General features: G+C 62.6%; 14 protein-coding genes. 4 read left to right on the top strand and 10 right to left on the bottom strand.

From position 1 onward, the window contains the following. The first annotated feature begins 3 nt into the window (after positions 1-3). On the top strand, positions 4-612 hold the full coding sequence (locus tag ACVCMB_RS08095) for a hypothetical protein (RefSeq protein ID WP_447106602.1): 609 nt from the start codon (positions 4-6) through the stop codon (positions 610-612). 23 nt (positions 613-635) lie between these two features. Here ACVCMB_RS08095 and ACVCMB_RS08100 read toward each other — a convergent pair whose 3' ends face one another. Then, positions 636-1,517 (bottom strand): aspartate/glutamate racemase family protein, encoded by an 882-nt coding sequence (locus ACVCMB_RS08100; protein ID WP_447106603.1) that lies wholly within the window; start codon positions 1,515-1,517, stop codon positions 636-638. Then, entirely contained in the window at positions 1,514-3,139 is a 1,626-nt protein-coding gene (locus ACVCMB_RS08105) for a serine hydrolase domain-containing protein (protein ID WP_447106604.1), read from the bottom strand. Before ACVCMB_RS08105 ends, ACVCMB_RS08100 begins: the two co-directional genes overlap by 4 nt. Positions 3,140-3,243: 104 nt before the next feature. Here ACVCMB_RS08105 and ACVCMB_RS08110 point away from each other — a divergent pair, with 104 nt between their 5' ends. The 3 genes from ACVCMB_RS08110 to ACVCMB_RS08120 are packed head-to-tail and all read left to right on the top strand — an operon-like array spanning position 3,244 to position 6,705. After that, positions 3,244-4,878: a serine hydrolase domain-containing protein gene (locus ACVCMB_RS08110; RefSeq protein ID WP_447106605.1), complete on the top strand. Its 1,635-nt coding sequence runs from the start codon at positions 3,244-3,246 to the stop codon at positions 4,876-4,878. Positions 4,879-4,889: 11 nt separating this feature from the next. Continuing rightward, positions 4,890-5,714: a M55 family metallopeptidase gene (locus tag ACVCMB_RS08115; RefSeq protein WP_447106606.1), complete on the top strand. Its 825-nt coding sequence runs from the start codon at positions 4,890-4,892 to the stop codon at positions 5,712-5,714. Between the two features lie 4 nt (positions 5,715-5,718). Continuing rightward, positions 5,719-6,705: a dipeptide epimerase gene (locus ACVCMB_RS08120; protein WP_447106607.1), complete on the top strand. Its 987-nt coding sequence runs from the start codon at positions 5,719-5,721 to the stop codon at positions 6,703-6,705. Positions 6,706-6,722: 17 nt separating this feature from the next. On the opposite strand, the gene ACVCMB_RS08125 is transcribed toward ACVCMB_RS08120, so the two are convergent. The 8 genes from ACVCMB_RS08125 to ACVCMB_RS08160 form a co-directional block, all read right to left on the bottom strand. After that, positions 6,723-8,033: an MFS transporter gene (locus tag ACVCMB_RS08125; protein ID WP_447106608.1), complete on the bottom strand. Its 1,311-nt coding sequence runs from the start codon at positions 8,031-8,033 to the stop codon at positions 6,723-6,725. 8 nt (positions 8,034-8,041) lie between these two features. After that, complete coding sequence (locus ACVCMB_RS08130; RefSeq protein WP_447106609.1) at positions 8,042-9,061, bottom strand: dipeptide epimerase; 1,020 nt, start codon at positions 9,059-9,061, stop codon at positions 8,042-8,044. A gap of 3 nt (positions 9,062-9,064) precedes the next feature. Then, a complete protein-coding gene (locus ACVCMB_RS08135) occupies positions 9,065-9,760 on the bottom strand; it encodes a cysteine hydrolase family protein (RefSeq protein ID WP_447106610.1) in 696 nt (231 codons plus the stop codon). Continuing rightward, positions 9,760-11,964: a TonB-dependent receptor gene (locus ACVCMB_RS08140; protein WP_447106611.1), complete on the bottom strand. Its 2,205-nt coding sequence runs from the start codon at positions 11,962-11,964 to the stop codon at positions 9,760-9,762. Before ACVCMB_RS08140 ends, ACVCMB_RS08135 begins: the two co-directional genes overlap by 1 nt. Before the next feature lie 155 nt (positions 11,965-12,119). Beyond that, entirely contained in the window at positions 12,120-12,941 is an 822-nt protein-coding gene (locus ACVCMB_RS08145; protein WP_447106612.1) for a helix-turn-helix transcriptional regulator, read from the bottom strand. A gap of 218 nt (positions 12,942-13,159) precedes the next feature. Next, the gene (locus ACVCMB_RS08150) at positions 13,160-13,318 is read right to left on the bottom strand and encodes a hypothetical protein (RefSeq protein WP_447106613.1); all 159 of its coding nucleotides are present in this window, start codon (positions 13,316-13,318) and stop codon (positions 13,160-13,162) included. Then, entirely contained in the window at positions 13,297-13,749 is a 453-nt protein-coding gene (locus ACVCMB_RS08155; RefSeq protein ID WP_447106614.1) for a YceI family protein, read from the bottom strand. Before ACVCMB_RS08155 ends, ACVCMB_RS08150 begins: the two co-directional genes overlap by 22 nt. Before the next feature lie 92 nt (positions 13,750-13,841). Beyond that, positions 13,842-14,261: a VOC family protein gene (locus tag ACVCMB_RS08160; protein ID WP_447106615.1), complete on the bottom strand. Its 420-nt coding sequence runs from the start codon at positions 14,259-14,261 to the stop codon at positions 13,842-13,844. Positions 14,262-14,286 lie beyond the last annotated feature (25 nt).

Genomic DNA, 14,286 nt, shown 5'->3' on the forward strand with positions numbered 1-14,286 from the left:
CCCATGCGCAAACTTCTGATCGTCGCCGCCGCGTCGCTGGTGCTGCTGGGCGTCCTCAAGCACCGCGAGCGCGCCACCGTGCATCCCGGCCCCGGCGTGCTGGCCGCCGCGGCGCCGGCGCAGGTCGACCTCGACCACGGCGCGCAACTGCAGAAGGGCGACACCACCCTCACCACCCGCGCGCACTTCGACATCACCGCCCGCGTGCTCTCGCGCAAGGACTACGGCGGCGCCGACGGCAAGCTGGTGCCGCTGGATCTGGCCATGGGCTGGGGCCGCATGTCCGACAGCGACGTGCTGCAGCACATCGACATCAGCCAGTCCGGCCGCTTCTACTACTGGCACGTGCAGGAATTCCCGATCCCCCGCCGCGAGATCGAAACCTCCAGCGCCAACATGCACATGATCCCCGCCGACGCCGGCGTGAAACGGCAGCTGGAAAAGATACGCTCGGGCCAGGTCATCCACCTCGAGGGCTTCCTGGTCGACGCCAGCCGACCCGGCGGCTGGCACTGGAAAACCTCGATGACCCGCAACGATACCGGCGGCGGGGCGTGTGAATTGATCTATGTGGAAAGCGCGGAGATCATCGAGAGTCAGGGGATACCGTGAACACGGGCCAGGACCTGATGGCGCTACCCGTGAGCCGGGCTGCTCTGGACAGAAGCTGACTGCAGGGTCGGATGACCGTTTCGGCTGTCCAGAAGCCTGTCCGCGGCAGAGTTCACCCCGATGGAGCGCCGGGTGATGTTTTCCAGACAACAACGTGACAAAAGCGAAGACTCTCCGCTCATTGAAGGGTGACTTCGGCCCCACGCTACAGTTCTTCTCGCCAGCGATTCATTGGCATCGAGCAAACGAACACCTGTCCGTTGACGATCGAGAACCAGCGGAATTTCCGTGCATCCAAGAATGATCTGCGTGGCACCACGCTCGACGAGCGCGTCTGCCGCGCGCCCCAGATATTCGGCCGCACGCGCGGTATCGCCAGCCTTCACTGCCGCAATACCCGGCGCAATCCACTGCGCGATTTCGCCCGGTGCAGGAAGCTGCCAGGCGATCGCCTGCTCCGCCATCACGTTCCTGCTGCGGTCCACGTAGATGCCTGAGCGAATGGTCGCTTCGGTGGCGAGGAGACCCACGCACGCCACGCGACCAGGATCGGTCTCCAGTTCGGCCAGGGCTGCGTCGACGATGTGCAACATCGGTATCCCCAGCGCCTCCTGCAAGGGCTCGAACCACAAGTGCGCGGTATTGCAAGGCATGACGATCAAGCTCGCCCCCGCTCGCACCAACCGTTGGCCGTTGGTGATCAACGCGTTGAGGGGTGAATCGCCGCGGCCCAGGAAAGCCGCGGTACGATCCGGGATTTGCGGTATCGAAGACACCAGCACGGGCAGGTGATCCTGGTCACTTGCGGCGGGCGTGAGTGCGATCAGGCGACGCAGGAAATCCACGGTTGCCGCAGGCCCCATGCCACCCAGCACGCCGATAATCGGCAGCGAGGCATCGGTCACACGGCGCCCTCGCGAGTGAAAGTCGTCGCCCGCGTGCGGCTCGTGCTGATAACGACCGACGCAACCCCCGACCCTGAGCGAATCAGGCGCGCGAGTTTGCTTGACGGAAACTGTGATGGCCAAAATCGCACCAGGTCCGGAGACAGGATGTCGGCGCGATAGCAGCCGTTGCCGTGTTGTCCCCGGATACGAATGACGAGTTCGCCTGAGCGCTCCTCAAAATCCAGCACGGCGTCGGCTTCGTCGCACCGAAAGGTGCATGGAACCCTTGCAAGAAACTCCTCAATGCCGCACGACATCTCCTCCACACGCTCGGCGCGATACCATCGTTTGCCATCAAAGTAGTCCACTGCGCCTGCAGGCGCTTCGGTCATGCTGTGCGCAGACAAGCGGAACCGCATGTCGCCCGTTCCCACATCGGCCCAGAACGGCAATTCCGCACCTTGGCGAGCCCGACCCTCCAGTGGAAACGGTGCATCGCCGAACAGGCTCAACGACAGTACGCCATCCACGTCGCTGAAGCCGAACAGCAGCCCGGTTTCACGCGCCACGTACTGACCCAGCAGGCCCCCATGGTTCCTTGCATCCGGATGCGCAGGTGCAGGAGGCAATCCCTCGCCCAACACGATTTCCGCGGAGCGCAGCGCAATGTCGGTTGCCGGTGCGGAGCAATTGAACAATACGACGATATCGAGAGCCTCATCGGGCAGCGTCAGCAAGGCGCTGTTTGCACCCGGCAACCCACCAGCATGCTGGATCAGGCGACAACCGCGCCAACGCTGGCCGATCAACCCGAGGCCGTAGCCGGTACCGTCGTTCGGACCCGATGGGGGTGCCATGCGCTCTAGTCGTACAGGACCGGCTGAATGACGCAGGTACGACGCCCAACGCAGCAAGTCGCCTGCAGTGGATACCATGCCACCATCGCCAAATCGTTCTTCGGTCATCGCCAAAGCCAGTTGCCAGCCAGTTGTGCTGGTTGGCTTGTCGGCGCGCATGTAGGTGTTGATTTCACCGACTTCCCGAGAGCCGTCCGGACTCGGCAGGGAGGTTGCGAACATCCCGAGCGGGGCGAATATCCGTTCGGCCAGGAAGCGCCCGAGGGGCAGGCCGGATGCGCGTTCGACCACCCGGGTCAGCAACAGGTAGCCCCCGTTGCTATACGACGATCCTTCGCCCGGCGGGAAGTTGGCCGTGCTCTGTCGACTCTGCACGGACCACGGCGTGCCGAGGGGCATCGTTCGATATCCGTCGAACATCCATTGATCGAGGTAACAACGCACGCCGCCGCTGTGAGTCATCAACTGGTGCAGGTTCGGCGCACGCTGTGCCGGCGGCAAATCCGGCAGCCAACGTCCGACCAGGTCGGCCAGGCTCAGCACGCCATCGGCTTCCAGCAAAAGCAGCGCGGCGCAGGTGAATTGCTTGGTGATGGAGCCGATCGGAAAGCGGGAGCCGGCCTGGAGAACCGTACCGGTCTCGACGTTGGCCAGCCCCACTGCGCGGTGTGCCCACAATTTGCCACGATGACTGATGGCCAGCACACCGCCCGGTGCGTCGGAGCGGTTCCACGGCGCCATCAAATCGTCGAGTGCGGCATCGCTCGATGGATACGGGTTCATGACGCTGATACTAGGTACGGCGCAGAGCCAAAGACATGGCAAGAACTCGACATTCGCATAGTGGGGCGGAACTGCATAATGCAAGAGTGAAAACAGGATTGACTATGTCGAACGCCGCCATTTCGGCCCCGTACAATGGCCTGATCGATAAACTCGATGCGCTGTTCGCGCCATTGAATCGCAGCGATGCGCCAGGCGCTGTCGTCGGCGTGGCGCTTCACGGGATCCCCATCTATCGGCGCGGCTTCGGGCTGGCCAGTGTGCAGCACGGCACGGCGAACCGTCCTGAAACGCGCATCCGCATTGCCTCGACCAGCAAGCATTTCACGTGTCTGGCCATCTTGCTGCTGGCCGAGGACGGCTTGCTGGACATCGACGCGCCAGCCGCGCGTTACCTTCCTGGTCTGCCCGCACCGCTCGGCGCGCCGACGCTGCGCGATTTCATGCAACACACCAGCGGCTACCGCTGCACGCTGGAGATGGGCACCATCGCCAACGGGTTCGCACCCCAACCCTCCCAATGGCAACTTCATGCGCTGCTGCGACAGAGCGCGGCACATTTCGGACCAGGCATGGGGCAGCTCTATTGCAACGGCACCTATCATGCGCTGTCGGAAATCATCGAGCACCTGACCGGAAACCCATACGAGCAATTCCTCAAGCAACGCATCTTTGAACCACTGGGCATGCATGATACCGATGCGATTGCCGACGATGCCGCGATGGTCCCCGGCATGGCATCGCCCCATGTTCCGGACGGCCTCGGTGGCTGGCGGCGGCCGCCGATCGATTCGGAAATTCGCGGTGACGGTGGCATCGTCTCCACCGTGGACGATCTTCTGCGCTGGCTCGGCCATTTGAACGGCAGCAAGAAGGTGGGCAATGTCGATACTTGGCGCGAAATGTTGACGCCCGCGACGCTGCACAACGGCACCATTTCGACTTACGGGCTTGGCCTCAAGCGGCATCGTTATCGTGGTGTGGAACTCATCCACCACTCCGGAGGTTTGTTCGGCCTCAATGGCCAGATGCTCACGGTACCCGAGCATGCGCTGGACGTGGTCATCGTGGTCAATGGTGCACCGGTCAGCGCGACTGCACTGGGACGAAAAGTGGTGGATCTGGTGCTTGAAGAGCACATGTTGACACCTGCGCCGACCCGACCGCACAGCGACAACTACAGGCATCTGCTTGACCAGCAATTCCAGGGTGGGGGCGGTCTGCTCTTTGGCTTTCACGATATCGACGGCAGCCTGGGCCTGTCGTTGATGCACATGGCACCCGCTGCCGTGCTGTACGAGGAAGACGAGCGTGTGTTTGCCCTCTTCGAGGACATAGGCATGGGTCCCCTGGTGTGGCGCAGGGCCGATTTGTTGGCCGCTTCGAGTGCAGCCTTGCCGATGACGCTTTCGGGCGACGTGCTCACCTTGCATCACCTGACGCCACCACAGGCGACGACGGCCGAATTGATCAAGCCGCTGCTTGGGCGCTACTACTCGAAAGACCTGTTGGCAGACGCGGAGTTGTCGATGGAAGGTGACGATCCCGTTCTGCGTATTCGCGGTGACTACAGCGGTTACCGACCATTCCACTTGCAGGCGTTCTCCAGTCGCTGCTTCGGCGCAACGTCATGGCAGGGTGACGAGTGCTATGCACTCGAAGCCAGTGAGGCTGGGGATGGCTTCTGGATCGATACCTTTCGCGCACGTCGCCTGCGCTTCGAGCGCGTCCCTGAGTGAGTGCCCATCCGATGAAGAAAATCTATATCAGTGCCGACATCGAGGGAGTGGCCTGCATCGCTGCGCCTTCCGAAGCCGACCCCGGCCAGAGTACGGAGTACTTGCCCTTTCGGGAGCAGATGACCGCCGAAGTCGCGGCCGCTTGCGAGGGCGCATTTGCCGCAGGGGCCAGGGAGATCCTGATCAAGGATGCTCACTGGACCGGCCGCAATATCGACGCACGTCGCCTGTCGACCCCCGACGGCTGCCGGCTGGAACTGATCCGCGGCTGGAGCGGGCACCCGTTCTCGATGGTGCAGGAGCTGGACCACAGTTTCGCGGGCGCCGTCTTCATCGGTTTCCACAGCAGTGCGAGCAGCGCCGGCAATCCCCTGGCGCACACCGTGAGCGGGCGATTGTTTTCGCGCGTCACCCTGAATGGCGTAACGATGTCCGAGTTTCATCTCTTTGCGATGGCAGCGGCGACAGTAGATGTACCCGTGCTGTTTGTCTCTGGCGATCAGGCGCAGTGCGAAGAGGCGGAAAGGCTGGTCGATGGCATCGTCACCGTCGCCACGCTGCGCGGGATCGGGCCTTCCGTGCAATCGCTCATGCCGTCGGAAGCCGTGCGCCGTGTCCGCGAAGCCGTGGAAGTGGCCGTCAACCAGGCGCCGTTGCCGTGTGTCGCGCTGCCGGCCGAGTTCGCCTTCACGCTGGAGTTCTCCCGGCCAGCCGAGGCGTATGCCCGCTCGTTCTATCCGGGTGTGAAACAGGTGTCCGCGCGCGAACTGCTGCTCGAAACGACGCGCTATCTCGACGTGCTCACCTTCCTCAAATTCGCATCCAGTTACCGCTGACGCCATGCCGCTCACCCTGAAAGCGCGCGCCGACAACTGGGCACTGATCGAGCCCGTGCGCATCGCCCGCGGCACCTATGTCGCGATGGAAGCCGTTACCGTCGAACTGACCGACGACCGGGGCAACACGGGCCGCGGTGAGGCGATGGGTCTGCCCTACGATGGCGAGACCCAGCACAGCCTGCTTGCACAGATTGCCGAAGTGGCAACGCGCCTGTCGAGCGACACGAGCCATGAGGACCTGTTGATGCTGTTGCCGCCCGGGGGCGCTCGCAATGCGATCGACTGCGCGCTGTGGGATCTCCGCGCCAAGCAATCCGGGCGGCGTGTCTGGGAACTGGCGGGCATGGCCACCGTCGCTCCCGTTTGCACCGCCTATACGTTGGGGCTGGCGACGGAAGCCGACTTCCGTCGACGCGTGCGCGCCATGCGCCATATGCCACTCCTGAAAATCAAGGCCAACCGCGAACAGCATCTGGAGACGGTGCGCTGGGCGCGCGAGGAACATCCCGCGGCGCGCCTGGTCATCGACGCCAACCAATCGTGGGACCGCAAACTGCTGGATGAGCTGGTTGTTCCGCTTGCCGAAAGCGGAGTCGAGCTGATCGAGCAACCCGTTCCGCGTGGCCAGGACGACAGTCTTTCCGGCTATGCCGGCCCGATGCCATTGGCGGCGGACGAATCCTGTACTGACCGCGCTTCCTTGCCGCGTTTGAGGGGCCTGTACCAGTTCGTCAATATCAAGCTGGACAAGTGTGGCGGCTTGACTGAAGGCCTTGCGCTCGCCGAAGCGGCTGCGACCATGGGGTTCGGATTGATGGTCGGCAACATGGGCGGCAGTTCACTATCCATGGCCCCGCACTTCGTGGTGGCCCAGCGTTGCCAGTATGTCGACCTCGACGCGCCGTTGCTTTGCAGCGCTGACCGACCTGCTGCAATGAAATATATGGACGGCTACCTCACTGCGCCGCAACCCGAGCTCTGGGGCTGACTGAGCGATCCGCGCGTTCAGTGCGCTGTGGGCCGACTGCCACGCAATTTCCAGGCAACGCCGCTGTACAGGGCGGCAGCTGACAGGAACGCAAGCACCGTGACGATGGCGACGCCTGTACCCAGCGTTGCCGGCCCTCTTGAGATGCCGCCGGAAACCCCGGCCACCACGGTAGGGGCGAATGCCGTCGTCAGGTTGGTCATGGCATGGGCGATACCCGTGCCGGTGCCACGTCGTCTCGACGACAACAGCGACTGGATGGCGACGTAACCGACCGTCATGGCCATGACCGAGAATATCCCGCTTGCGAGCAGGGCAGTGACCAGCAGGTGCGCGCTTGTTCCAGCGAACGAGGAAAGCAGGGGCGCGCATATCGCACACGCGATCGCGCAAGTAATCACGCTGCCAAAGATGCCGTGGCGACTATGGACGCGATCGTCAAGGAACCCTGCCAACAAAGGTCCCAGGATGCCTGCCGCCATGGTGATCAACGCAAACGTGAAGCCGACCTGTTCCGCATCGAACCCATATTGGCGCTTGAGCACGGTAGGTAGCCAGGCCAGGTTGGCCGAGTCGGAAAGCGCCAACAGGGCCGCACCGGCAATCAGTGCCGCCACCAGGAACATGGGGAATGCCGCATCGTCCGGATGTGCCGGATTCAGCGCTCGAACGGGTTCTTGTGGTGCACGCGGCGCATCGCGCAGCAGCGCCACCCAAACCAGCGAAATCACATTGGTCAGCGCCAGCAACAGCAGGGCGCTCCGCCAGGGCGCAAGTTGACCGATGAGGGGGATAGAGGCAAACAACCCCGAACTGGTCGCCCCAAGCGCGGTACCGCCCAGTGCGGAACTTATGCCCGGACCGATGTTGAGCACGATGAACAGTGCGCCGATTGCCTTGGCGCGACGCTCGGGCGGGAAGGCATCATTGACCCAGGTCATCGCCACGGGGAACGTGATGCCGGCCGCTGCGGCCACCACCATGCGTGCGATGGCGAGTTGCCCATAGCTTGCAGCCAGGGCGGTCCAAATGGCTCCCGCGGTCCATGCCGATATGGCGCAAAGCAGCAGCCGGCGACGGGAGAAGCGATCCGCAAGCCAGCCACCCGCGACTGCCATGACGGTGGAAGGAACTGCGTAGAACGCGCCGATCAACAGGCTGAACTGGAGGTCATTGATGCCGAAGCTTCGGCTGACCGGATCCACTACTTGCGCAAACGGAAGGATCACGGCATTCAGCGTGACGCTGACGGCGATGATGGCCAGCAGCGTCAATAGCGCATCCCGCTTCTGGTAGGGGACGGGTTGCACTGGAGCGGCCTGGGCCATGGCCACGTTCAGCCCCACAGATGACGGCTGGGGGGCTGCAGGAAAGCATTTTCGATGTGCATGGGCGGCTCGCGGTCGCGCAGCATGAACCCCAGCTCGAGGTCAACCACATCGAGCCCTTGCGCGAGGAGGAAAGCCGGTGCAACCGCGAGCGAACTGCCGCTCATCATGCCGACCATCACACCCAGTCCCGACCTTTCCGCCTCGGCGCGCAAGGCCAGCGCTTCGGTGAGCCCGCCGGTCTTGTCCAGTTTGATATTAATGTACTGAAAGTGCTTGCGCACCACGGGCATGCTGGCGCGATCAAGACAACTTTCGTCCGCGCAAAACAGGATGTCGCTCACGGGTTTTGGCATGTCCTCATCCTGAAGCGGCGGCAGCGGCTGCTCGATGATGCGCACGCCCGAACGTTGGCACAGGGGTAGCAGCGAAGCCAGTACCGACGGCGACCAGCCCGCGTTGGCGTCGAGAAGCAGATCGGTGCCGGGCACGGCTGCCGCCACCGCTTCAATGCGTAGCGCATCCTGGCCATCGTTGCTGCCGACCTTGACCTTCAGCCAGCGCGCGCCTTGGTGCCGGGATGCGGCACGCGCCATGATCTCGGGCGTGTCGATGCCCAGGGTGGCCATGACCGGCACGGCCTGCCATGACAAACCGGCCAGTACGTGTGCAGGCTTTCCCGTCGCCTTCGATTCCAGATCCCACAGCGCGCAATCGATGGCATTGCGCATCGGCGATCGGCTCAGCCGTTGGCCCAGGGTGTCTCGCGTCAAACCCTCGGCCCAGGATGGGCATTGGGTGGAGCCGGGAACCAGGCCGACCTGCGCCACGAGATCCAGGGCGGCGGCTTCGCTCCACTCGTGCGGTTCGCATTCGCCGTTGCCCACGTTGCCTTCCAGGTCGTAGACGTTCGCGGTGGCAACGAGGCTGGCGGTAAAGGTGCGGCGGGAAATCGTGAACGGCTCGCGCAATGGCCAGCTTTCCACATTCACACGCACGTTCAGTGCTGCAGGAGTCTGGTTTGGCATGGATCAACTCCCTGAAGTGGCGGCGGTGTCGCAAACGGCGTCGGCCAGACGTTGGGAATCGCTTACCCAGCCGAAGTTGTCGCCTTCGCTGTAGATCACCCGCACGGTCGCCTCGTGATCTGCGGGGTCATACGTCGCGCAGGCATCCTGCAGGAGCACGCAGGCGTAACCGATGTCCACGGCCGAGCGTAACGTCGAAGCCACACAGCACTGCGTGGTAAGGCCAATCAAAAGCAAGGTATCGATTCCACGCGTCTTGAGCATGGTGTCGAGCGTGGTTTGGTGAAACGCGCTGAACCCGGCCTTGTCGATCACCGGCTCCCGCGCAGCAGGGCGCATGGAGGGAACGATTTCGGTACCTGCTTCGCCTTTCACCAGAAAGCGGCCCAGCGGTCCGGGTGAACCGATGGCCTTGTCGTGCTTGCGGCGAAACGGGTTCAGATCCGAGAGATCCGGGGCGTAGCACTCGCGCGTGTGGAAGACGAAGATGCCCGCTTGCCGCGCGGCGGACAACGCACGCTCTGCGGCGGACAACGCGGTGAGCAAGCCGGCGATGGCAAGCCCCTGCATGCCGGCACGCCCCTCGGGCAGCACGAAGTCGGCTTGGAAGTCGATGCAGGCCAGCGCCGTGCGCGCGGGGTCGAGCCTGATCGAACGCCCGTGTTCGCAGGGGAGCGGAATGGGATGCAAGGCAAACATCAGAATTTTGTGCCGATGCGCAGTTCCACGGTACGTGGCGCGGCAAAGGTTTCGATGTCGGAGAATCCAGCCGAGTAGTTCCGGTTGGAGAGATAGGTAACATTGCTCAAGTTGCGCCCGATCAAGGCAATGTAGGTGCGTTTGTCAGGGAAGCTGTAACGCAGATTCGCATTCACCAGGGTGATCGCGCCACGGCGTTCGATGGCAGGATTCTGCAGCGCCGGGAAAATGATGGCGCCTTGCCGGTTGACTTCGACGCGCGCGGTCAATGTGCCGCTGCCCATGTCGAAGCGGTACTGCGCGCCCGCTGTGCCACTGAATTTCGGCGAAAGAGGCAACCGCATTCCGCTGAGGTCGGTGCCCGTCGCCGGCGAAACGTAGTGCTTGAGTGAACTGTCCACCAGCGCGCCGTTGAGGTCCAGGGTCAAACCCTTGGTCGGTCGTATCGCAAAGGTCATTTCCACGCCCTTTACGGTGGCCTTTGACACATTGGAGATCGGTGCTTCCTTGCCCACCACGGTGCGCAGTTGCAGATCCCTGTAGTCGTAGTAGAAGCCGGCAAAATCCAACGCCATCGCGCCATCGGCGAACGTGTTCTTGCTGCCCAGTTCGTAGGACGTGATCAGCTCGGGCCGATAAGTGCCCATCGGCGGATTGAAATTGATGCCGCCACTCTTGAAGCCGGTGGTGACGCTGGCATAGAACATGTGATCGAGGCTTGGCTGGTACTGCAGCACCAGCTTGGGCGTGAAGCGGCTCGATGCGGTCGATTCGGCGCCGGAGTACGGTACCTGGGTGAAGGTGTCGTAATCGATGCCCGAACCGTCGGCCGAACCCTTTATCGTCTCGTGCGTATAACGGGCGCCCGCGAGAATCGACCACTTTTCCGTCAACCAGTAGGTGGCCTCGCCGAAAATGGCGGCGGAACGATCCCGCGCCGAGAATCGATCGGTATAGAAAATGTAGGGGGTCAAATCGACGGGATAGTCGTTGGCATCCTGCACCAATGAGGAACCCGAGGTCGATTCGCGCGAAAAGTACAAGCCGGATGTCCACGACAGGTTTTCCAGCGCATTCCCGCTGAGCTGAAATTCCTGTGACCAGTAGGTCGAGTGATCGCGCCCGCCGGCGACTTCGATAAACCCGCCAGTACCGTCGGAATCGTAGTCGTAGCGACTGTTGTAGTTCACGTAACCCGTAATGGATTTGAACGTCAGCCCATCGTCGAGATCGGCCGAAACCTGCGCCGATACGAGGGTGCCGCGCCGATGGATGTCCGGAGCGGCGTCCACCCGAATATGGCGCGCATCCTGCCGTTGCGGCGGCAACAGGGAGTTGACATAGTTGAGCGTGTCAGGATTTTCCTGGACGCCATATCCCACCGTGCCGGTGTCGTTGACGTGTTGCGCGGTAAGGCGGGCCTCCACGCCGGGGGCGAGATGGAATATCCCCTTCAACCGCAGGGCCTGGTAGTCCTTGGCATCGATATGGCCTCCGGCCGGGTCGAGATTCTTCGTGTAGCCATCGTCTTTGGCGCTTGCGAGGCCGATGCGGAAGTCCGCGAATTTCCCCGCGGAAAAATTCAGTCCGCCCTGAAACTCACGCAGCCCGTATGAGCCGCCGCCAACAAAGCCGTCAAAGGTGGAGTTCTTGTCCGGGTCCCGGGTGATGTAGTTGATCACCCCCGCCGTCGCATTGCGACCATACAAGGTGCCTTCCGGTCCTTTCAGCACTTCCACACGACTCAGGTCGAACGTCTCGCCTTCGTCCAACGCCATCTGTGGATTAGGTACGTAGACGCCATCAATGTGCACGGCGGTTGAAGGGCCACCGCCACGCGGCGACGCGTTGTTGCTCACACCGCGGATGGAGATCTGATTGCCCGGTCCGCTGACTACGGCGACGCCCGGCATCTGGAACTGGAGCTGTTGCAGCGTAGTCACGCCGGAAGCTTCCAGCTCGGCCCCGGAGAAGACGTTGAGCGACTGCGGAACATCCTGCCCGCGTTCCTCGTGCTTGCGTACGGTGACAACGACGGTGCTCAGTTCCACGACATGAGGTTTGCCGGTTGAACTCGAGCTGGCCGGTGTGCTGGCGGGTGCCTGATCGGCGAAAGCCATGGTGCTGACACCACAGAGGGCGATCGGGCTGACGATTGCCGCGCGGCGCAGGGCGCGAGTAAGGGCTGTGAGTCGATATCGCATGGAGCGTCTCCCCGTCTCAATGTGATGGATCTTCCGCTACAGGCTATGAACTGCCTGCAGGAACGGCCATAGCAAGAAACTGACGGGTGGTGTCCGGGGAGATGTGGAAGAGGCGAGGTGGGACCTGGCGTCGAAAGGAGAAGGTCTGACCATCTTCAGCCGTGAGGCTGGTTCGTGAGCGTGTCCAGAAACAACGAGAACAGCTGGCTCTGGGAGTGGATTCCCAGCTTGTCGTAGACATTTCGCTTGTGGTTGGTGACCGTGCCTTCGCTGATACCCAGTTGATCGGCGATGAGTTTGGAAGAGTAGCCGCGCAGCGACAAACCGATGACTTCCACTTCGCGCGGAGTGATCTGTTCCGGGCGCATGTTGCGAATCACCCCGTCGATGCCGCCGGCCGACTGGATGGGTGAAGGGTGCTGCGCAGACAGCACGCGATCGCGCCAGGCCCAGTGGCGTCGAACCGCACTGGCGACCATCGGCTCCAGCACCTCGAGGCGCCGGATTTCTTCAGACGAGAACTTCGGGCTGGGCAGCTCGCGTTCCATGAACAGGTGTACCGAACGGCCTGGCTCGATCAGTATCACATAGTGCAGCTCGTCCAGAACTCCGACCGAGGTATAGAAGGTGAGGTAGAACTCGCTCTCCCTGAAATCCTCGGGAGCCACTTCGTCAAGACGCAACAGTCCACGGCGATGATCCTGCGTTTCCGCCACGTAAAACGGATCCAGCATGTACAGGCCGTTGGTGTACGGCTTCATCTGGCTGCCAAGCCGTTTCAGGTCGAGGTTGGAATGAACCAGATCGGCGACAAATTCCTGGCGGTAGGCGAAGACAATGAAGTTGTCCAATGAAACGATACTGCTGATCGCCTCAAAAGCCGTGGACAGGAAAGACTCACTGTCCAATTCATCGATGAATCTGGCGGCAGCGAGGGCGAGCGAGGCGGAATCACTGGAAAGCGGGCGAGTCTTCACCGGATCGAGTATCCAGCATGCTGGCACGGTCGCCAACTACCGCCATTCAATGTTCGCCCGACATCCTTGTCGATCAGGCCGGAACGCGGTGCCAGATTTCGCTTTGCTCGCGCCGGCATCCTGGGTCGACTCCCGCGAGGATCAGGCGCCAGCGCATGCGAGCTGATCCATGTGCGTGCCGGGCGGGGCAGTGAAACCGTGATGCCCCAACCACAGCCTCACTTGTCCTGCAAGGCCTCGACCTGGATCTGCAGCGCCACCTTCGTGTCCATGCCGGAAGACTGGCCGGCGTCGATGCCGAAGGCGGCGCGGTCGAAGCTCGCCGATGCTTCGGCGCCACAGCGTTCGCGCGGTTTCAGATGAATTCGGGCTCGCATTTGAAGTGTTCGATCTTGAGATCCAGCGGGCGGGTAACGCCGCGCAGGGTCAGCTGGCCGACCACGCGCGCGGGCGAGCCATCGACGAAATCCGCCAACGTGCCGTCGTAGATCGCCTGCGGATGTTTGTCCGCGTCGAAGAATCCACACTGCGTCTTGCACAGGGACGACGGCAGCGCGGCGCCCAATACCATCTTGTCGAGTTGGGCGTGGCCGAAGTTGATACTGGCCACCTCGGTCACGATATGTACCTTGCCCGTCTGCGCAGCGCGATCCAGGATGATCGTGCCCGCGCTGTGATTGAACTTGCCGCGCCAAGTCGAAAGACCCATGTGGTCAGCGGCGAAACTCGGGTAGGTATGCGACGGGTCGACGGTGTAGGCAACAGGTTGCGCCACGACGGTCGTCGCCATGGCAAGCAACGGCAGCACCAGCCAGGCCAGGGGCTGTATTCCGCATCGAATCGGTTTCATGGTTTGTCCTCGTCAGGGTGGGAAGGCGCATCTGCCCGCCTTCGCTCAGTTCACGCCACCTTGTGGCAGTTGACCATCCACATCGCGCCGTAGCGGTCGGTCAGCGTGCCGAACCGCCGTGCCCACGAGGTCTCCGTCAGCGGCATCGTCACGTTGGCGCCCTCGCTCAACGCGGCAAACAGGCGCTCCGCCTCCTCGGGCTGGTCCACGCTCAGCGACACCGCGTTGCCGTGGATGCCCGGATACGCTTCACCGGGGGGCGTGCACCAGTCCGAGCCCATCAGCAGCGCATCGCCGACCGCGAGGCTCACGTGGGCAATCAGATCGCGGATCTCCGGCGAGGCATCCCCGCCCTCGGGCATCTCGCCGAATGTCACCTTCATCACGATCTTGCCGCCAAGGCAACGGGCGTAGAAATCGAACGCTTCCGCGGCCTGGTTATCGAAAAACAGATAGTTGGCAAGTTGCATGTTGGACTCCTCGTTGGCCGAATGG

The sequence above is a fragment of the Rhodanobacter sp. UC4443_H10 genome (assembly GCF_052978325.1).

Excerpts from the sequence above, each read along its gene's own strand:
- ACVCMB_RS08095 (WP_447106602.1), top strand. The coding sequence starts at position 4 with ATGCGCAAACTTCTGATCGTCGCCGCCGCGTCGCTGGTGCTGCTGGGC.
- ACVCMB_RS08105 (WP_447106604.1), bottom strand. The coding sequence starts at position 3,139 with ATGAACCCGTATCCATCGAGCGATGCCGCACTCGACGATTTGATGGCG.
- ACVCMB_RS08110 (WP_447106605.1), top strand. The coding sequence starts at position 3,244 with ATGTCGAACGCCGCCATTTCGGCCCCGTACAATGGCCTGATCGATAAA.
- ACVCMB_RS08115 (WP_447106606.1), top strand. The coding sequence starts at position 4,890 with ATGAAGAAAATCTATATCAGTGCCGACATCGAGGGAGTGGCCTGCATC.
- ACVCMB_RS08120 (WP_447106607.1), top strand. The coding sequence starts at position 5,719 with ATGCCGCTCACCCTGAAAGCGCGCGCCGACAACTGGGCACTGATCGAG.
- ACVCMB_RS08125 (WP_447106608.1), bottom strand. The coding sequence starts at position 8,033 with ATGGCCCAGGCCGCTCCAGTGCAACCCGTCCCCTACCAGAAGCGGGAT.
- ACVCMB_RS08130 (WP_447106609.1), bottom strand. The coding sequence starts at position 9,061 with ATGCCAAACCAGACTCCTGCAGCACTGAACGTGCGTGTGAATGTGGAA.
- ACVCMB_RS08135 (WP_447106610.1), bottom strand. The coding sequence starts at position 9,760 with ATGTTTGCCTTGCATCCCATTCCGCTCCCCTGCGAACACGGGCGTTCG.
- ACVCMB_RS08140 (WP_447106611.1), bottom strand. The coding sequence starts at position 11,964 with ATGCGATATCGACTCACAGCCCTTACTCGCGCCCTGCGCCGCGCGGCA.
- ACVCMB_RS08150 (WP_447106613.1), bottom strand. The coding sequence starts at position 13,318 with ATGCGAGCCCGAATTCATCTGAAACCGCGCGAACGCTGTGGCGCCGAA.
- ACVCMB_RS08160 (WP_447106615.1), bottom strand. The coding sequence starts at position 14,261 with ATGCAACTTGCCAACTATCTGTTTTTCGATAACCAGGCCGCGGAAGCG.